We start from the raw sequence: 18,622 nt of genomic DNA, 5'->3' as shown, positions 1-18,622 counted from the left end.
ACTTGTGATCATAGCAACCAGTTTGTTCCGGCGGCCGGTTCACGGCTGCCGCGGACGCTCACGTCAGGCGACGAGCCACGAGCGCCCGCCCTCCGCCGCCTCGTCGGACTCTTCGAGATCGGACTCTTCGAGATCGGGGTCGACGTCCCCGTGTGCCGGAACCCGTGCCATCAGCCGGAACAGGCTGCCGGGGCCCCGCTCGACCGTCAGCTCCCCGCCCACCGCCCGCAGCCGCAGCCCCAGGTTCCCGAGGCCGCTGCCGCTGTGCGGCGAGGTGTCGCGGTAGCCCTCGGTGACCCCGTCGTTGGTGACCGACAGCGTCATGAGACCGTCCTCCTCGACGGCGGTGATCTCGCAGTGCACCGCCCTGCTGTGGCGCAGCACGTTGGTGACGGCCTCCCGCAGGACGGTGGCGAGCACCGTGTCCACGGGCGAACTGACCTCTCCCATGCGGATGTCGGTCACCGCGTCGACCTCGGCTGCGCCCAGCACCGACTTGGCCGAGGCGATCTCCTCCTCCAGCGACATGTCCCGGTACCCGCTCGCCACCCGCCGTACGTCCGCCAGTGACTGGCGGGAGATGGCCAGCACGTCCTCGATCTCGTCCATGGCCCGGGCCGGATGGGCCGGGATCAGGCGGTGGATGAGCTCGCCCTTGAGCTGGATCGCCGAGAGGCTGTACCCCAGCAGGTCGTGCAGGTCCCGCGCGAAGCGCAGCCGTTCGCGGGTGACCGCGGCGCGGGTGAGTTCGCCGCGGCTCTCGTGCAGGACGCGGACCAGCTCCGACAGCCGGGTCAGGCCGAAGGTGACCAGCCCGGTCAGCAGGGTGGTCTGCGCCAGGTAGACGCTGTCGACGGCGGGGCGCCCCTCCAGGAGCGGCGGCACCAGCATGCTGACGCCCACGAACCCGTACAGGATCCAGCCCGGGCGCGGGGGCAGGAGCAGCAGGAGGGAGCCGGCGAGGAAGCCGGCCATGGCGCCCCACTGCGACTTCAGGGCGATGAGCGGCAGGTAGGTGAAGGCGGCCTGCGCGCCGAGGGTCAGCGCCCGGTGGCGGGTCGGCACGCGCTGCGTGCTCGTCCGCGAGTGCAGGAGCTGGAGGGCGAAGACCGCGCCCAGGCAGCCGAAGGCGGCGGCCAGGGCGAACCCTTCGACTCCGGCGCTGAGGATGTTCAGGGCGGTGATGCCCACGTAGCAGAGGAGTGCGGCGATGAGGATGACCTGCGCCATCCGCGGTGCGGGTAAGTCCCGGCTCCGTCGCAGAATGCCCTCGACCAGGACCGCCTCCGACGGTCCTTCCGAGGACTTGAGGCGGCCAGGCATGTCAATCCCCCTTAAGCGTTCCTCTGTTACACGCCAGGTGTGAGCATAGGGGAGGGGCGTGAACCGGGGGCGGGAATCGATCGCTCATACGAACAGCGGGACCGGGTTGAGCTGGTCGTACGGCGTGGGTTCGGCCAGCCGGCCGAGGCGCACGGGGACGTCGAAGAGGCGGCCGGAGCCGTACCTCGCCCAGAAATGGCGCAGTCCCGGTACGACCACTTTCGTCACGGGAAGTCCGAGGTCAGGTCGGCTCTGGTCGAGTACGAGAAGGTCCAGTCCTTTGCTCCGGACCAGCTCGGTGATCGTGTGCACGTCGTCGAGCAGATCGGCGCCCGCGACCGTGGGCCAGTGGTCCGGCGCACGGGTCTGCGCCATCGGATCGGCCGCCAGATATGGCTGGTTGGCGATGGTGGCCCCGCGCCACCACGACACGGGCTCCGGGTCGGTGATCCGGTATCCGCCGTCGCCGCGCGCTTCGCCGACGGCGGGCAGCAGCTGCCCCAGCTCCGACAGGGCCCGGCACAGCGCCACCCGGGGGTCGAAGTGCGCGCCGAAGCCGAAGAGCACGTCCTCGGCGGGCTTGTCGGTACGCCGCGACAGCGCCGCGATCACCGGGATCCCCAGGTCGGAGGTGAGGTCGAGCGCCCACACCTCCCGGTTCATCCGGCGCAGCCCGTGGCGCGTCCGCTCGACCCACTCGTCCTCGAAGGAGCCCAGGTCCACCCCGGGCTGACGGGTGCGGTTGTACCACCACAGGGCGACCGCGTCCCGCTCCACCAGTTCCAGGAAGCCCTGGACCAGCGCGTCCTCGGGGCTGCTGCCCGCGGCGTTGCCGTTGGAGTCGGCCCACGGCTCGCCGGCCGCGAGGTTCCCGGAGCCGTCCGCCCCCCGCCCGAAGTACAGCATCGAGGTGGGGAGCAGCCGCTGGACCCCGCCGGTCAGCGACCACACGGGGGTCCAGTCGGTCGGCCGGGTCTCGTCGAACGGCGCCGGAACGTGGTGGAAGCGGGAGTGCCGCGCGTTCCACAGCTCCCGCTCGGCGAACTGGCGGGCGCTGTACAGCTGGCAGTCGTTGGGGTGCACGGCCGCAGCGCCCAGGCCGCGCAGGGAGTCGCGGACCACCGGCTCGTCGCCGTGCCGCGTACCGCTGTAGCGCTCGACCGCCTCGCACAGCGCGCTCGTACGGGCTTCCTCGGCGGTACGGCCCTTTCCGCCGCTGAGCGCGCGCAGGCCCGAGCTGAGGCCGGCGAAGGACGCCGACTCCATCGCGAGGTTGTGCCCGGAGGTGTACGCGTGGACGAAGTCCGGGGCGCCCGGGGCCTGCCGGATCTCCTTGACCACCCCGGTCACCGGGTCCACCAGGTGTCCGTACCTGCGCAGCATCTGCGCCGGGGTCAGGGCGCGGTCCCCGCCCCCGGTCGCCGCGGCCTTGGGCCGCGACACGGGGACGAAGGGGGCGCCGGCCCGGCGGGCCACCAGACCGGGGTCCCCGCAGGCCGCGCACTGCGGGAGCCGGGCCACCGGGTGGCCGGCGGTGCTCAGGCGCAGGGTGTCGAAGGTGCGGATGTGGGCCTGCTCGGGATGGCGCAGCCCGGCCAGCCACTTGGCGGCCTCCAGGACGGCGAGGTTGACGGCGAGCGCCGTTCCGGCCGCCAGCCCGGCGGCCGGCCGCGGTACGGGGCCGTCGAGGCCGAGCGCGCGCCGTACGGGCACCTCGGAGTGGCGGTGGCCGCGCAGCCGGACGGCCAGGCAGTGCCAGCAGGGGCCGGAGCCGGGCCGGAAGAACGGGCCCACCCAGGGGTCCGTTCCGCACACCTTGGCCGGCACCCAGGGCCGGCCGCTGCCGCGCTGGCGGGCGTCCACGGCGGCCAGCCCGGGGGAGAGGTAGTCCTCGCACAGGACGAGGACCAGGTCGGCGGCGCCGGGGTCCGCGACGACCGCGATCCCCGACTCCCGGCAGGCCTCGGCCACCGGTCCCGGATCCACTCCGGGCAGCGCCTCGACGGCGACGGCGGCCCGGGCCAGCCCGGCGGCGGCCACTCCGCCGTCGAGTCCGGCCAGATCCCAGTACGCCTCGGCCTCGGCCGCCGCCGCCGGGGTGGTGGAGCGGATCAACCCGGCGTCGGCCAGGGAGAGGAGGGCGGCCTCGGCATCCTCGGCGCCCAGGATCCGCGCGGCCTCCTCCCGGACGGCCGCCGCGGTCCGGGTCCCGTCGAGCAGCGGGACGAGGACCTCCGCGCCGCTCCCGCCCAGGGCGGTCACCCCGCGCCGGGACACCAGGTAGGCGGCGTCGCCGGGGACGACGGTGGGCCGCAGGTGGGACTTGAAGCCCACCAGCGCCTCGGCGGCGGCCGGCGGAACCGAAAGCGGCCCGGCCGGCCGCTCGCGCTCGGCAGCGCTCATGCTCCCAGCCGTCCGGCGATCGGCGCCGCCGGGCCCGCGACCTGCGTCTGGCTGCAGACGGAGAACAGGGCGTACGCGGTGTCCGGCAGGGCGTCGAGGTTCTCGATCACCAGGCCCGGACGTGCGGAGCGGACGGGTATCGGTGCGGATCCGGTGCTGGGGCTGATACGGGCGTTGGCCGAAAAGCTGGTCATGGCGGTGGAGTTCCCTCTGCGTCGTCGTGGCGCGGGTCGGTCCGTTCACTGACGATTCTGCGAGGATCCGGTGATCGCGGGACAGTGCCCCGATCACCAGCGCAAGGTGAAGTTTTCACATGGCGCGGCGCCGCCGGCGGACCCGAAGGCTCAGACCCGCCAGCGGACGGGAAGCTTCCGCGGGCCGCGGATGAGCAGACCCGTGCGCCACACGAGGTCGCGGGGGTCGGCGTCCAGGAAGAGGTCCGGGCAGCGCGCGAGGAGCGCGGTGACGGCCGTGCGGGCCTGGAGGCGGGCCAGCGGTGCGCCCAGGCAGTAGTGGATGCCGTGGCCGAAGGCGAGGTGCCCGCCCGCGGACCGGCGGATGTCGAAGCGGTCCGGGTCGGGGAACCGCGCGGGGTCCCGGTCGGCGTCGGCGAGCGCGACCAGCACCAGTTCACCACCGCCGGGGATCGTGGTGCCCGCGATCTCCACGGGCCCGGTGGTGAACCGGTACGTGGTGGTCTCGACCGGCCCCTCGTACCGCAGCATCTCCTCCACGGCGTTGTCGATGAGCGAGGGGTCGGCGCGCAGCGCGGCGAGCTGGCCGGGGTGGCGCAGCAGCGCGAGGACGCCCGTGGAGATCAGCTGGACGGTGGTCTCGAAGCCCGTGACGAGCAGGAGCCAGGCCATGCCGATGAGTTCGTCGGGGGAGAGCCGGGCGCCGTCCCCGTCGGTGGCGCGGATGAGGGCGCTCATCAGATCGGCCCGGGGCCGCTCGCGCATCTCGTCCACCATGGCGGCGAGGTAGCGGGTCATCGCCGCCGTGGCCGCCGTCCTGGTGGCGTGGTCCGGGCTGCTCAGGGCCTGTTCGGCCCAGTCGCGGAAGGCGGCGCGGTCGAGGGAGGGAACGCCGAGGAGTTCGCAGATGATGCCCATGGCCAGCGGGAACGCGAGGGCCTCGACGAGGTCCGCCGACCCGGCGGGCCGGGCCAGCATGGCGTCGAGGAGCTCGCCGGTGAGGGCCCGCACCCTCGGGGCGAGCGCCTCGACGCGGCGCGGGGTGAACTCCTTGACCACCAGCCCCCGCAGCCGCGTGTGGTCGGGCGGGTTCGAGCTCAGCAGGTTCTCGCCCGCGGAGAGCCGCGCGAGCGGCAGCGAGGGCGAGGCGTCCCGCCAGGACTTGGACAGCGAGGGCTCGGTGAGCGCGGTGCGGCAGGCCTCGTAGCCGACCACGAGCCAGCCCTGCGCACCCTCCGGCACCCGGACGCGGTGCACCGGGCCGCGGGCGCGCAGCGCCGCGTACACCGGGTGCGGGTTCCTGGTGAATTCCTCGCCGAGCGCCCCGAAGTCCGCGGCGATGTCCGTTCCCACGGATCGACCCTCCTGCCGTAGTGCCGTAGTGCCGTAGTGCCGTTCCCGTGCCGGCGTCCCGCCTCAGTGCGCGCGGACGTTCCGCTGCTCGAACACCTCCCTGGCCACGCCGATCGCGTTCAGCACCCGCGGGAATCCGGCGTACGGCACCACGTGGATCAGCGTCTCCACGACCTGAGCCGGGCTCAGGCCGACGTTCAGGGCGGCCCCGATGTGCACGCGCAGCTGGGGAGCGGTGTCGCCGAAGGCCGTCAGGGCGGCGACCGTGACGAGCTGGCGGCGCCGCGGCGACAGCCACGGCCGGTGGTAGACGTCGCCGAAGGTGAACTCGACGATGAACCGGCCGAGGTCCGGGGCGATGTCCCCCAGCGACTCGATGACCTCCAGTCCGTGGTGCCCGTCGATCTCCACCAGCTTCTCGGTCCCGCGCAGGTAGCGGTCGCGCGCGTCCTTCATGACCGGAGGGTCGAAGGTGACGCCCCGGTCGGCGAAGACCTTCCTCGCGACGCCGACCGCGTTGAGCGCCCGCGGGAACCCCGTGAACGGGACGATGTGGATCAGGGCCTCGATGACCTCCTGCGGCCGCACGCCGACGTGCAGTGCCGCGTCGATGTGGAACTCCAGCTGCGGGGCGCAGTCCCCCTGGGCCGCGAGCGCAGCGACCGTGGACAGCTCCCGCTCGCGCAGATCGAGTCCCGCGCGGGAGTAGACGTCCCCGTACGCGAACTCGACGACGAAGCGGCCGAGGTCCGGGGCGATGTCCCGCAGGGACTCGATCACGGCCGCCCCGCGGTCGCCCGAGGTCTCGTGCAGGACGGCCAGCCCGCGCTCGTAGCGCGAGCCGTGGCCGGAGGTGGCCGCGGCCGCCACCGGTGCGGGACCCAGCAGGCCCTCGGCCAGGCCGATGCCGACGAGGGCGCCCCCGGTGAGGGTGGCGCGGCGGGTCATCTCGGCGGTGCTGCGTGCGTCGTTCATGGTGTCTCGTCTCCATCCATCGATGCGAACGGCACCGTGCCGATCGCGATGACGTTGCCCTCGCTGACGTAGCCGTCCGGGTCGCGCAGCGGGCCGGCCGGATCGTCGGGGTCGAGGAAGGGGCCCCAGTTCCCCGGAACCCCCTCGTCCCTCGCCTGCCGGGCGAAGCGCGCGCACGCGTTTCCGTAGAACCGCAGGGCGGCCGGGGTGAGCGGAGCGTGGTGCTCCATGAGGACCGTGCGCTGCCGTACGGCCGTGAGACCGGCCGCCCGCAGCCATCGGTACAGGTCACGGCCGCGGAGCAGTTGGCGGGCGTAACCGGGGACGGCGGCGGACGCCCGGAGGAAATCGGTGATCAGGAACGGGTCCGCCGGGCGGACCGTGCTCAGCGAACCGTCCACGTCCTTGACCGCGACGAGCCCGCCGGGCCGGGTGACCCGGCGCAGCTCCGCCAGCGCTCCCGCCAGCTCCGCGTCGTCCAGGTACTGCGTCGTGTTCGCGCACCAGACGGCGTCGAACATGCCGTCCGCGTACGGCAGGTCGAGCAGGCCGGCCCGCCGCACCACCAGCGGCGGGGCGTCCGGCCGGTCCCGCAGCCGCCCGGCGGCGCGCTCCACGTTCTCCGCGGCCAGGTCGACGGCCGAGATCCGGCCCGAGGGGCCGACGAGTTCGGCGATCCGGGGCAGGAACGCGCCGCTGCCGCAGCCCGCGTCCAGTACGTGCCAGCCGGGCTGGATGCCGACCCCGTCCAGCGCGTCCAGGTAGTGGTCGGCGCAGGCCTCGAAGTGCGGGTCGACGATCTCCTCGTGGGTGAACGGCAGTCCGGTGGAGGTCGTGTACCCCCACCCCGCGTGGCCGGCCGTCAGCATGCCGCCGCCTCCGCCCCTGCCCGTACGGCGGCCTCAGCGGCCGTGGCCGGCGCCTGCGCGAGCAGGTCCGAGAGGATCTCCGCCGTCGCCTCCGGTGCCTCCAGGGGAGCGAGGTGGCCGACTCCGGGAAGGACGATCAGCCGGCCGCGCTTCAGCGCTTTGGCCGTCGCGCAGGCCTCGTCGAGGGAGACGAGCCCGTCCTCGGCACCGATGACCACCACCGCGGGGACCTCCGCCGCCCGCAGGGCGGCCGTGGAGTCCGTACGGGCCGCGATGGCCCGCTGCGCCCAGGCGACCGAGCGCGGCCGGGCCGCCAGCGCCAGGTCGGTGACCCGTGCGGGCAGGTGCGGCCGCCGGGCCCTCGTGGTGGCGCCCAGCAGGGAGGGGGTGGTCGCGGCGACGAGAGCGGGGCGCGCCGAGTCGTCGAGGACCGCCTCGGCGAAGCGCAGGCGCCCTGCGGCCGCCTCCGCGCCGTCGGCCGTACTCCTGGCCGCCAGCAGGGCCAGCGCGCGGACGCGGTCCGGGTGGCGGCGCAGGAAGGCCATCGCCACGTAGCCGCCCATGGAGCAGCCGGCGAGGGCGACTTCGCCGGCGCCCCGCCGGTCGAGCTCGCGGGCCAGGCCGTCGGCCACGAGGTCGAGCGAGGGCGAGCCCTGGGGGAGCGGCGCGGAACCGAAACCGCACAGGTCGGGGGCGAGGACCTGCCGCCCCCGGGCGCGCAGGGCCCCGGCCGTCCCCTCCCACATGGAGGAGTCGAGGGGCAGGGCGTGCAGCAGGACCACGGGCAGGCTCATCGCAGCGCCGCCCGCTGCGCGTCCGCGACGAACCGCCGTACGTGCTCGGCCGGTTCGGTGTCCCGCAGCCAGGCGAAGGCGACCGGGGAAGGCGGCAGGTCGTGCACCGGGACGACCCTGATGTCCGGCGGGACCACCGCGTCCAGGGACCGGAAGGAGAGGTGGATCGCGTACGTGCTCCGCAGCAGCTCCGCCATCGCGCTCAGCGTGGTCATGGCGTGGATCCGGCGGATCGGCCGGCCCAGCGGGGTCCGGGGCGGCACCACCAGGTTCCAGACGCGCGCCGGGAAGGTCCCGGGGCACCGGAAGCCCCCGTACTCCGCGACCTCCTCGACCGACACCGAGGCGCGCCCGGCCAGCGGGTGGTGGGCCCCGACGAGGACGGCCCGCCCGTCGAAGCCGACCGGGCGGCTCACGGCCAGGTCCGGCTCCAGCGGGTCGTACTTGACGATCATGATGTCCGCGGCCTTGGCCCGCAGCGGGGCGAACGGCTCGGTGACCTCGTACGGGACGTACTCCACGGACTCCGGGGCGTGGCCGGCGGCCGCGACGAGGCGGGAGGCCAGGTGCGTGGACCCGTGGACGCCCAGGCGGACGGGGCGCGTGGCGGTGGCGGTGGTGAGGGGGGCGGTGGTGAGGGTGGGGGCGGGGGCGGGCATTTCAGACCTCCGTGGTCAGTCCGGCACAGGCCTGGAGTTCCTCCGGGCGGTGGACATCGGTGTCGACGCGCAACATGGCGAGGCGGGCGCCCAGGCCGGTCAGACGCGGTACGAACCGCAGCGTCAAGCGGTCCCCGGGGCCGATCAGCCCGTCCAGGACGGCCTCCGCGAGCAGGTGGTTGAGGTGCACGAGCGCCCCGGTGACCGACACCCTGGCGGTGGCGACGTACAGCTCGCGGCGCACCGGCGTACGCGTGCCCGGGCAGCCGGGCACGGTCACGGTGGCCGACCGCTGCGCGGTCAGCTCGTGCGCGGCCTCGAAGGCCTTGAGCAGCCGGCGCAGCGTGGCCGTCCGCGCGCCGGGCGCGGGCCCCGCCCAGGCCACCGAGGCGTCGCCCGCGATGTGGTCGAAGGCGAACCGCTCGCGCAGGTTGGACGGGCTGCCGGCCAGGTAGACGGTACGGGTGAACGAGCGCCGCCACGCCTCCCGTTGGCCGGGGCCGAGCCCGAGGGCGAAGGCACAGGTCTCGCGCACCCACCCGGGCAGGTCGAGCCGGCCGATGACGACCACGGCCAGCACCTCGTCGGCCGGGGCGGTACGGGCGCCGTGGAGCCCGGCCCGGACGGCGCGCAGCGCCTGCGCACTGGAGAGGTCGAGCCCGTCGGCGAGCTCCGGCCGGGCGGAGCGGACGCGGTCGGCGGCCGACTTGAGCAGGGCCGCGGAGGACAGGGGGAAGGCACTCACAGGAACACCGCCGACAGGAGTTCGGGATCGGGAGCGGGGCGGCCCTTGCCGAGGAGGGAGCAGGCCAGCCGGTAGGGGTCGACGTACGCATGGCCGCGCCGGTGCCGCTCCAGCGCCTCGGGCAGATCGCCCGCGGCGGTCGCGGACCCGGAGCGCATGAGCAGCCGGGCGGCCACGTTCAGGCAGTGGCGCAGGAGGTCGTGGCGGAAGGACTGCTGCTGGCCCGGGCCGAGGGTCGCGATGAAGTACAGCCGCATGCCGAGCCGCAGCGCGTCGTCGCCGTGGCCGTCCGCGCCCTCGCAGACCTCGGCCGAGGCCCGCAGCAGCGCGCCGGCCGTGTGGCCGCGCCAGCCTCCGTGCCGGGCCGAGGTGATCTTGCCCTCGATGGGCACCCGGCCGATGGGCACCCGGCACACCGGCGGCCCGAGGCTGGTCAGAACCCGGTGCAGCAGCCGGTAGTCCGCGTCGAGTTCGCGGTCGTACAGCAGCACCACCTCGTCGTACCAGGGCACCAGCGGCAGCAGCTCGCGCAGGGCGCAGGCCAGGTAGTTGGGGCGGCCGTCGGCCGTGACGATGCGGCGCAGCGGCATTCCGTGGCGGGTCAGGTCCAGGTAGACGGGGCCCCCGCAGTGCCGCTGGTCGAGGACCATGCCCGCGGCGGCGAGCCGTTCGAGCATCTCCTCCAGTGCGAGCCCGGGCGGCTGGTGTTCGCGCAGGCCGGGATCGTGCATGCCGAGCCGTTCGTAGTGCCCGGCCCACAGCCGCAGCATCCGCTCGCTCGCCGGATGCACCCAGCCGTCGTGCTCGACGGCGTCCCGGTAGGGGCGCAGGACGCCGGCGCCCTGGCGCGGCTCCTCGGAGCGGTGGCGGACGTACAGCTCGCCGATCTCCTCCTCGGAGAGCTGCGCGTAGTCCGTCTCGCCGTGCGTGCGGTCGAGGTACTCCCAGAAGCCGACGGTCTGTTCGGTGACGTGGTAGGTGGTGTGGCTGTAGCGGTAGTCCACCGCGGCGAGCGGGGCGGTGGCCCGGAACATCACGTCCGTCCACAGCAGGCCCTTGAGGTGGCTGGGGGTCAGCGGTTTGGTGGGGGTGACCGTGACCGGTGCCAGGAGGACGTTCTTGCGGGTCGGCACGTTCATCCTTCCTTCCGGTCCGGGGCGTGGGCGGCGATCGCCCGACGGAGTGCGGCGTACGAGGGCGGGCGGGGGCCGCCGGGCACGGGGGTGTCCGGCGCGGTGTCCGACGAGGTGTCCGGCGAGGCCGCCCGTACGCGGGCCAGGAACCCCGGTTCGGCGAAGACCTCGCAGGGGGTGGCGAGGCTCGCCCCGATCCGGGTGATCCCCCGCCATACGGCGCGGTCGGTGGCCGCCGTCGCGAGCGCGGCGGTCCGGAGCGGGCCGGACACCGGCGGTGGGGGCGGGCCGGACCCGGGCACCGGCGGCGCCCCGGCGGCCGCCCGCCACCGTTCGGTCCGTGACCGGGAGTCGTGGACCCCCAGCTCGTACCAGGGGCGCAGCAGGCGGTCGGCGAGGTCCGCGGCCGCCAGGCCCAACCGCTCGTCCGGCGCGCCGTGTTCGCCGATCAGGTCCGCGAGCCGGAAGGCGTGCGCGAGGGCGAGGGACAGACCGCGGCCGAACATCGGATCGGTGACGCAGGCCGCGTCCCCGGCCCGCAGCAGCCCGGCCACCGGACGCTGCCCGCCGGGCCCGGCGCCGCGCAGGACGTTCGCCGGCATGGCGACGGCCCGGACCGGGCCGAGCGGCTGCGCGGCGCCCCCGTCGACCCAGGGGGCCAGGTACGGGGAGAGGCGGCAGGCGGCGGTGAAGGCGGCGGGCGTGCGCAGGGCGGCCATGGCGCGGTCGCCGGGCAGGGCGCCGAAGGTGATGGCGAAGGTCTCGTTGTCCGCCGGGTGCAGCACGGCGGAGTAGTGGTCCCAGATTCCGCCGGCCGCGTTGGCACGGTTGAGCGGGCCCGGAGGCGGCCCGTAGGGGTCGCGCAGCCGGTAGAAGCGGCCGAAGGCGTGCAGCCGGCTGGGGCCGGTCGGATCGGCCGCCGCCGGTACGCCCGCCGCGGCCAGCCAGGACCGGGACGCCGCCCGGCGGCCGGAGGCGTCCACCACCAGTGCGGCGGGGATCCGCCCGCCCCCGTCCGTGACGACGCCCGTCACGCGCACGCCCGCCCCGCGCAGGCCCGTCGGAGCGGTCAGCACGCCCGCGACCGTGGTGCGGTGGCTGACCGTCACGGAGGGCAGGGCCGAGGCGGCCCGGTGCAGTACGAGGTCCAGGACGGACCGGCGGACGAGCAGCGTGACGAGGTCCTCGTCGCCCGGCTCCGCGGGACCCGGCGGCGCCGCGGCGGTGAGGTCGGCGAGCCGGGCCCCCTCCGCCAGCGCCGCGTCGAGCACGGCCGGTGCGTGGGTGCGCAGCGTGCGGACGCCGAGCGCGTTCAGGATGTGGTCGTGGCCGGCCTGGGGCACGCCCGGCCGCTCCCACAGCTCGGCGCTCTTGACGAGGGGCCCCTGCGGCGGCGGTCCGCTCCGCTCCAGGACCCGCACCCGGTGGCCGCGCGCGCCGAGCGCCAGGGCCAGGGCGAGGCCGGCGGTGCCGCCTCCCGCGATCACGGTGCTCGCCATGGTCAGCGACGCCGGCCGTGCACGAAGAACACCCGCCGCACGTCCTTCACCCCGCGCGGCGGCACCGGGTCCGGCCACCGCCCGAAGTCGGCGCCCGGCTCGCCCGGCTGGACGGCCCGCACGTCGAACCCGTACCGCTCGAACAGCGCTTCCGGCTCGTCGGTGCCGAACACCCACGGGCACCCCCAGCCCGCGAACACGTCCAGCAGACCGCGCATGTGGGGCAGGGTCAGGGCGGCGCTGTTGACGATGTCGGCGGCGATCCGGCTGCCGGGCGCGCAGATGGCGGCGACCCGCTCCAGCATCCGGTGCGCGTCGGCCTCGGGGACGTAGTAGAGCAGCCCCTCCAGCAGCCACGCCGAGGGAACGGCGGGGTCGTAGCCGGACGCGACGAGGCGTTCCTCCCAGTCGTCGGCGGTGAGGTCGACGGCGACCGTACGGTGGTCGACCCGGGGCTCCGCCGCCCCCAGCCGCTCGGCCTTGAAGTCGAGCACCGCGGGGCGGTCGACCTCGAAGTACCGGATGTGCCCGGGCCACGGGAGCCGGTAGGCGCGCGAGTCCATGCCGGCCGGGGCCAGCACGAGCTGGGTCGTGGCCGGGTCCTGGGCCGCCTCCTGGAGCAGGTCGTCGAAGAAGCGGGTGCGGATGGCGTTGTAGTCGGGGGTGCTGGGCAGGGTCCGCGGCCGGTCGGGCGGGAACGTCGCCGCCCGGATCTCGGCGAGCAGCTCCGGACCGACCTCGCCGACGAGTCCGGCGGCGTACGGGTCCTCGTACAGCCGGTCCTCGCGGCGGGTCTCGGCCGCGCGCAGGGCGGCGGTGAGCAGGGCGGTCCGTTCGACGGGATCGAGCACGGGCATGGTGGCTCCTTGTACGGGGGTGCGGATGCCGGACGGCCGACGCGAGGGGCGGGGGCGGGTGGCGGCCGCGGGGCGGGGTCAGGCGAGCGGGGCCCGGGTCAGGCGCTCCCAGAGGGCGTCGTCCTGCCGGAAGAGGCGGTCCTTGACCTGGGTCGGACGGACGCCCGCGCCGACCGCCTCGTGCCAGTCGCGGTCGAACGCCTGCGCGTCCAGCAGGCGTACGGCGGGCGCCCCCAGCCGGCCGGCCGACCGGGCCCCCGCGTACCCGGCGGACTGCTCCGCGAGGCAGCGGTCCAGGGCGGCGGTGAAACGTACGGTCTCGGCCTCGTGCCAGGGGGTGCGAGGGGCGATCGCGAAGACGTAGTGCGCACCCCCGGGTTCCGCCGGGCCGGCCGCCGCGCCGGCCGCCGGTTCGACCCGGCACGCCACGTTGCGCAGGGCCAGACCGCCGCAGGACAGGGCCGAGTGCAGGGCCCGGACCACCTCCGCGTCCCGCAGCCGCTCGCCGGCCGCGTCGGAGCGCCCGCCGCGGCCCGCGTACTCCAGTCGCGGGACCCCGCCGGACACGTCCACGACGCGGACCACGTCGCCGACCGCGTACCGGTACAGCCCGCCCACGTGGCTGAAGATGACGTGGTAGTCCCGGCCGGCTTCGAGCTCGTGCGGCAGCAGCGTCGCGGAGTCCGGGGCCAGATCCCGATCGGCGGGTACGAACTCGTACACCGAAGCCGAGGCGACGAGGCTGCCGGCCGAGGCGTGCCGGTCCAGCGCCACGCCGACCGGGCCCTCCGAGGCCGCGACCGGCGCCGGGAGAACGGTGACGCCGGAGCCGAACTCCTCGCGCAGCGCGGGCAGGTACAGCGAGGCCACCCCGGTCGTCCAGCAGAAGATCGCACGCAGCCGGGGCCACACCTGCGCGGGCCGTACGGTGCCGAAGTGCTCCGCGAGGTGTTCGAGCTCGGCGGCGCGCTCGGGGTCCGGCGCCCGGTGCGGCAGACCGCCGAGGGTGCCGTCCCGGACCTCCTTCACGATCCGCGGCCACCACAGGTTGAGCTGGTACGGGACGGCGGCGACCATCGCCGGATTGATGCCGATCAGCGCGCGCAGATCGCTCTGCACCGCCAGCCGCAGCCGCAGGTACGCCCGCTCCAGGTGGTCGCCGGGCTCGGTCGCCACCGGCAGCGCCGCCCACGGCGCGCCCGTACCGGGTTCGGCCGAGAGGGGTTCGCCGAAGCGGGCGCCGAAGTCCACCTGACTGGCGCCCACATGGGGCCGGCCGTCGCCCGTGGTGGGCGGGGCGCTCACCGGGTCGTGCTTGAGGTTGAAGACGGCGTCGGGCCGCTCCAGCACGTCGGGGAAGTGCTCGATCAGCGGGGCCCAGGCCGCGAGGTAGAACGGCATGAAGGTGGTCCGCATGAAGCGCGGGGTCACCGGCACCTTCTTGTGCGCTCCGGTGCTGCCGCTGCTGGTGAAGTAGACGGCGGGGGCGTCGGCCGACAGCAGGTTCCGCTCCCCGGCGGCCGTCCGCTCGATGAGGGGGGCGTGGTCGGCGTAGTCGCGCACGGGGACGGCCTCGCGGAAGTCGTCCACGGTGAGCACGCGGCCCAGTCCGTGCCGGCGGCCGAAGCGGGTGGAGGCGTTGAAGCCCACCAGATCGGTGAGGACGCGCTGCTGCGCGCCGCGCAGATCGGCGTGCTCGGCGGTCAGCCGCTCGCGCGCCGCGAACACGCGCTCGCGGTAGCGGACGGTGTGGCCGGGGGTGTGCCAGACGGAATCGGCGTTCACGAGGTCAGCACCTCCCGTACGGCCTCGGCCGACCGGCCGGCGTCGGGCTGCTCCGCCAGCATCGTGACCGGAACCTCCCGCACCTCCTCCAGCATCAGCTTGCGCAGGTTCCGCTGGTAGCGCTCGAACTCCGCCCAGCTGCCGTCCTCCCCGTCGTACTCCAGGGGGTTGAGCCGTGCGCCGTCCGCCCTGCGGCGCCACGCGGACCCGGGCGAGACGTCGAGGAAGACCACCCCGCTCGGCTGCGGGAAGGAACGCCACCAGGAGTACATCGCGCGGTCCCGGACCCCGGCCATCCGGCACTTCGCCAGGATCTTGTAGTAGTACGAGTCCACCAGCACCGGCACGCGCGGATCCGCCTCCCGCACCTGGTCCCTGAGGTGGACCACGGCGGTCTGCAGCACGCTGGCCAGGAAGTCCGCGGAGTAGGCGGCCCCGAGCCCCGGCAGCAGGTGCTCGTGGACGTCCCGGCGCAGCCGGGGGATCAGGGCGTGCTCGGGGGCGACGAAGGCGCTGTCCGTGGAGACCATCCGCCACTCGGGCAGCTTCGACACCAGGCGTCGCATGACCGAGGACTTGCCGGCCCCGTCCGGACCGAGCAGCACGTGGAACCGGGGCCCGGTCATCGCGTGGCGGTGGTCTCGGGGCGGCGGGCCGCCAGGTGCGCCCGCAGCTCGGGGTCCTCGCCCACGGCCACCGGATGGCCCACGAGTTCGAGCATCGGCAGGTCGGAGAGGTGGTCCCCGTACGCGAAGCAGTCGCGCGGGTCGACGGCGGGCCGCGCCGCCAGGTGGGCGAGGACCGCGGCGCGCTTGCCCTCGCCGATGACCGGGGCGGCGACCTCGCCGGTGTAGCGGCCGTCCTCGGTCAGCGGGCGGGTGCACAGCACCGTCTCCGCGCCGATCTCGCGCGCCAGCGGTTCCAGGAGCGGCGGGAAGGAGCCGGAGACCAGGACCACGGGCGCCCCGGCCGCCCGGTGTTCGCCGAGGGCCCGGCGCGTGGAGTCGATGTAGAAGCCCCGGGTGGAGGCGGTGCGTTCGGTGAACCAGTCGTCCGCCAGCCGGGTGATCGCCTCCACGGACTCGCCCGCGTAGTGGCTGTAGTAGAAGCGGTTGATGTCGGAGCGGGGGGCGCCGTCGGCGGCCCGGCGGCCGATCACCGCCGCGATCCGCCCGTACTCCTCCTCCCCGGCCGCGCCGTGCCGGCGCACCAGCTGGTAGTGGAGGAAGTCGAACATGCTCTTGACGGTGATCAGCGTCTCGTCGACGTCGCTGAAGACGATGTAGGGCCGGTCGGTACCGGACGGGGACGGGGACGAGGACGGGGACGAGCACGGGGACCGGTCCGTCCCGGAGAGGGACGCGCGGACGTACTCGGCCATGTAGCCGGGCAGGTGGTCGGTCATGACGTACGGACCTCCGCGCGGGCCGGGCTCGCGGCCTCGGCGGCGGCCGCCGCCGAGGCCAGCGCCACCCCGTCCTGGAGGGAACGCTGCGCCGCCCGTGTCTCCTTGGCGTGCGAGACCTGGGTGTCGAAGGCGGTGAAGCGGACCTCCATGCCCGCGGTCTCCGACCCGCCCTGGCTCACGGAGAGTTCGCAGTGGAAGGTCATCCGGGTGCGGTGCGGGGTGCGGTGGGCGAGGACGCGGCAGCGCACCACGGCGGGGAGCGGGAAGAGGAAGTTGCGGTACCGGGTCGCGAAGGAGTCGATGACGAAGTAGCTGCTCCCGACCGCCTCGGGCGGGAGGTAGAACTGCTCGGCGACCGCTATGAACATCTGCCGGCCGGCCTCGGTGGCCAGCATCCCCTGCATGTGCTGTCCGGTGAGGTGGTCGGACATCACCTCGTTGTCGCCGTCGACCAGCAGGTCCGCCTCGTACCAGTCGTCGCCGACCGGCCGCGGCTCGGAGATCAGCACGTTCTCGGGGCGGTGCTTGTGGGCGATCTCCCGGCCGGCGCGGGTGTGCAGCGCCTGGTCGTCGATGACGACCAGGTCCGTCAGCCCGCGCCGGGCCAGGGTGTCGCGTACGTACTGCACGTCGAACAGGGAGACGCCCTGCCCCACGCTCACGCGGGCCCCGCCGGCGGCGCTCTCGGGGAACGTGCCGTTCCTGATCAGGCGGGCCAGCTGCGAGACGGTGAACACGCCTTCGTGGTGGGCGAACTCGGCGAACACGTCGCCCACGAGGAACAGCGTGCCGGGCTTGGCATCGGTGGCCTGGGACGGCTCGTGGGGCATGGGCACGGACATGGCTTTCGACCTTTCCTGTTCGGGTGGTGGTGGGGGGTCACGTCATTCGGTCAGGCGCCGGCTCAGCACCGGGAACTCCGGGTCGCTGCCCAGGGCCCCGCCCTCGGTCCAGCGGTTGCGCGGCACCTCCCGGATGTAGACCGTGATCTTGTCCAGGGGTGCTCCGGTGACCTTCCGGACGGTCCGGGTCAGCTCTTCCATGAGCTCCCGGCTCTGGGCGTCGTCCTGGCCGTCCCAGGTGGTGACGGAGATGATCGGCATGGGAGGGGGCCTCTCAGGGTGTGGTGCGCAGGTCCCCGAAGGACGGGCCGCGCAGTTTCAGATGGGCGTGGATGTCCCCGCCGAGGCCGAACTCCCCGATGGCGCCGCCGTAGCTGCGCTGGTAGCTCATCCACAGCACGACGACGTTGATGATCCGGTTGGCGCCGGGCAGCTCCGGGTCCGGGAACGGGTCCGGCATCGTGGCGTGGTAGCGGCCGGAGCCCTCCGCGTCCGTGGTGAAGACGTTCGGCACCCCGAGCGGGCCCGGCCGGGTGGGACCGGCCGGATCCAGGTCGCGGGCGCGCAGCGACATCACCGTGTAGACGCTGTTCGGTACGAGGCGGGAGAAGTCGAAGTCGAAGGTCCCGGACCGGCCGTCGGGGGTGACGGCCACCTCCAGGGTTCCGCTCGCCTCCAGCCACCGGCCGAAGGTCACCGGCTCGGTGACCTTCGGCCCGTCCTCGGCCCGCAGGTCCGGTATCGGCACCTCGTGGAAGGCGTGGCTCGGGCGGCGCACCCGGTCGGCGTCCGGCAGCTGCTCCGGTGCGAACACCATCGGGTAGTTGTTGCACGGCAGGGGCAGCGGCAGGGTGTGGAGGACGAGGTCCCGGTCCGCCCCGCCGGGGGAGGTGTCCAGCTCGCGCACCACCGCGTAGGGGGCGAGGCGGCCGAACTCGGGAACCGGGCCGGCCGGCGAGACCACGGCCGCGCCCCACTCGGGCACGGCCCCGCCGTCGGCGGCGGGCCGGTTGATCATGCCCACCACCACGAAGTTGCCGTCGCCGTCCATGACCTCGCTCGGCGGGTACAGCGGACCCTGGGTGGTGAGGGAGAGCTCGTACTTCTCAGACATCGGCGCGCTTGTAGACGCGGGTGTACAGACCGCTCTCGCCGCCCACGATGTAGCGGTCGCCCGCCTGGCGGACGATCTCCTGGTACTCCGGCGAGGTGAAGACGGCCTGGTACGCGGCCGGCTCGACCTCGAAGCCGGACACGAACATCACGCCCGGCTGCGAGCTGATCAGCGAGTGGTAGGCGAGGAACGTCTGCACCTCGTCCGCGCGCCGGACCACGTCGAAGATGGTGTTCTCGCGCCATGCGCGGTACGCGGCGTACTCGCTCGGCTTCACCTCGATGTAGCGCAGCTGCACGTACGGGGTCTGCGGCAGCGGGTCGGCGGTGTCCTTCGGTGCCTCGACGAACTCCAGCAGGTGGCGCCGGAAATCGGTGACGAGGTCGTCCGACACGGCCTCCCAGAGCTGCTTCCAGCCCGCGTTCAGGCCGTCCAGCTCGGAGAGCTCCTTGACCGGCGTGATCTCCAGGACGTTGCCGTCGTCCACGCTGACGTACAGCGCGCGCCCGGCCACCGGCTCCTTCAGGTGCAGCCGGTTCCATTCGGCGAGGACCTGGTCCAGCCGGCCCGGGGCCACGGCGACTTCGTTGAGGACGAGCAGGGTGGAAGACATGGGTGTGCCCTTTCGGTGAGTACGTGAGTACGTGAGTACGTGAGTACGTGAATTCG

At 74.3% G+C, this 18,622-nt stretch carries 19 protein-coding genes; all 19 read right to left on the bottom strand.

The genetic code is table 11. From position 1 onward, the window contains the following. Nucleotides 1–63: 63 nt before the first annotated feature. Complete coding sequence (locus tag AB0M92_RS07535; protein ID WP_366101137.1) at nucleotides 64–1,323, bottom strand: histidine kinase; 1,260 nt, start codon at nucleotides 1,321–1,323, stop codon at nucleotides 64–66. 84 nt (nucleotides 1,324–1,407) lie between these two features. After that, nucleotides 1,408–3,726 (bottom strand): TOMM precursor leader peptide-binding protein, encoded by a 2,319-nt coding sequence (locus AB0M92_RS07530; protein WP_366101136.1) that lies wholly within the window; start codon nucleotides 3,724–3,726, stop codon nucleotides 1,408–1,410. Beyond that, complete coding sequence (locus AB0M92_RS07525) at nucleotides 3,723–3,920, bottom strand: hypothetical protein (RefSeq protein ID WP_366101135.1); 198 nt, start codon at nucleotides 3,918–3,920, stop codon at nucleotides 3,723–3,725. Before AB0M92_RS07525 ends, AB0M92_RS07530 begins: the two co-directional genes overlap by 4 nt. A 150-nt stretch (nucleotides 3,921–4,070) precedes the next feature. Continuing rightward, on the bottom strand, nucleotides 4,071–5,273 hold the full coding sequence (locus tag AB0M92_RS07520; RefSeq protein ID WP_366101134.1) for a cytochrome P450: 1,203 nt from the start codon (nucleotides 5,271–5,273) through the stop codon (nucleotides 4,071–4,073). A gap of 63 nt (nucleotides 5,274–5,336) precedes the next feature. Then, nucleotides 5,337–6,248, bottom strand: coding sequence for a carboxymuconolactone decarboxylase family protein (locus AB0M92_RS07515; RefSeq protein ID WP_366101133.1), 912 nt, complete (start codon nucleotides 6,246–6,248; stop codon nucleotides 5,337–5,339). Next, a complete protein-coding gene (locus tag AB0M92_RS07510; protein ID WP_366101132.1) occupies nucleotides 6,245–7,117 on the bottom strand; it encodes a methyltransferase domain-containing protein in 873 nt (290 codons plus the stop codon). The genes AB0M92_RS07515 and AB0M92_RS07510 overlap by 4 nt, the downstream gene beginning before the upstream one ends. Further along, the gene (locus AB0M92_RS07505) at nucleotides 7,111–7,911 is read right to left on the bottom strand and encodes an alpha/beta hydrolase (RefSeq protein WP_366101131.1); all 801 of its coding nucleotides are present in this window, start codon (nucleotides 7,909–7,911) and stop codon (nucleotides 7,111–7,113) included. Before AB0M92_RS07505 ends, AB0M92_RS07510 begins: the two co-directional genes overlap by 7 nt. Further along, entirely contained in the window at nucleotides 7,908–8,570 is a 663-nt protein-coding gene (locus tag AB0M92_RS07500; protein ID WP_366101130.1) for a LysR substrate-binding domain-containing protein, read from the bottom strand. The genes AB0M92_RS07505 and AB0M92_RS07500 overlap by 4 nt, the downstream gene beginning before the upstream one ends. Before the next feature lies 1 nt (nucleotide 8,571). Further along, entirely contained in the window at nucleotides 8,572–9,315 is a 744-nt protein-coding gene (locus tag AB0M92_RS07495) for a DUF6182 family protein (RefSeq protein WP_366101129.1), read from the bottom strand. Continuing rightward, on the bottom strand, nucleotides 9,312–10,454 hold the full coding sequence (locus tag AB0M92_RS07490; protein WP_366101128.1) for a hypothetical protein: 1,143 nt from the start codon (nucleotides 10,452–10,454) through the stop codon (nucleotides 9,312–9,314). The genes AB0M92_RS07495 and AB0M92_RS07490 overlap by 4 nt, the downstream gene beginning before the upstream one ends. Further along, the gene (locus AB0M92_RS07485) at nucleotides 10,451–11,947 is read right to left on the bottom strand and encodes a hypothetical protein (protein WP_366101127.1); all 1,497 of its coding nucleotides are present in this window, start codon (nucleotides 11,945–11,947) and stop codon (nucleotides 10,451–10,453) included. Before AB0M92_RS07485 ends, AB0M92_RS07490 begins: the two co-directional genes overlap by 4 nt. 2 nt (nucleotides 11,948–11,949) lie before the next feature. Further along, entirely contained in the window at nucleotides 11,950–12,804 is an 855-nt protein-coding gene (locus AB0M92_RS07480; protein ID WP_366101126.1) for an SAM-dependent methyltransferase, read from the bottom strand. A gap of 78 nt (nucleotides 12,805–12,882) precedes the next feature. Then, entirely contained in the window at nucleotides 12,883–14,589 is a 1,707-nt protein-coding gene (locus tag AB0M92_RS07475) for a GH3 auxin-responsive promoter family protein (protein WP_366101125.1), read from the bottom strand. Further along, nucleotides 14,586–15,215, bottom strand: a complete 630-nt coding sequence (locus AB0M92_RS07470) for a hypothetical protein (RefSeq protein ID WP_366101124.1) — start codon at nucleotides 15,213–15,215, stop codon at nucleotides 14,586–14,588. Before AB0M92_RS07470 ends, AB0M92_RS07475 begins: the two co-directional genes overlap by 4 nt. Further along, on the bottom strand, nucleotides 15,212–15,994 hold the full coding sequence (locus tag AB0M92_RS07465; RefSeq protein WP_366101123.1) for an HAD-IB family hydrolase: 783 nt from the start codon (nucleotides 15,992–15,994) through the stop codon (nucleotides 15,212–15,214). Before AB0M92_RS07465 ends, AB0M92_RS07470 begins: the two co-directional genes overlap by 4 nt. Beyond that, nucleotides 15,991–16,839: an AfsA-related hotdog domain-containing protein gene (locus AB0M92_RS07460; RefSeq protein WP_366101122.1), complete on the bottom strand. Its 849-nt coding sequence runs from the start codon at nucleotides 16,837–16,839 to the stop codon at nucleotides 15,991–15,993. Before AB0M92_RS07460 ends, AB0M92_RS07465 begins: the two co-directional genes overlap by 4 nt. Nucleotides 16,840–16,881: 42 nt before the next feature. Then, nucleotides 16,882–17,100: a tautomerase family protein gene (locus AB0M92_RS07455; protein WP_366101121.1), complete on the bottom strand. Its 219-nt coding sequence runs from the start codon at nucleotides 17,098–17,100 to the stop codon at nucleotides 16,882–16,884. 13 nt (nucleotides 17,101–17,113) lie between these two features. Beyond that, nucleotides 17,114–17,953 (bottom strand): hypothetical protein, encoded by an 840-nt coding sequence (locus tag AB0M92_RS07450; protein ID WP_366101120.1) that lies wholly within the window; start codon nucleotides 17,951–17,953, stop codon nucleotides 17,114–17,116. Continuing rightward, nucleotides 17,946–18,566: a hypothetical protein gene (locus tag AB0M92_RS07445; RefSeq protein ID WP_366101119.1), complete on the bottom strand. Its 621-nt coding sequence runs from the start codon at nucleotides 18,564–18,566 to the stop codon at nucleotides 17,946–17,948. Before AB0M92_RS07445 ends, AB0M92_RS07450 begins: the two co-directional genes overlap by 8 nt. Nucleotides 18,567–18,622 lie beyond the last annotated feature (56 nt).

It is taken from the genome of Streptomyces sp. NPDC051582, from assembly GCF_040681715.1.
GTDB lineage: Bacteria > Actinomycetota > Actinomycetes > Streptomycetales > Streptomycetaceae > Streptomyces.
Note: the sequence above shows the minus strand (reverse complement) of the source record. Positions and strands in the feature narration are given on the sequence as shown.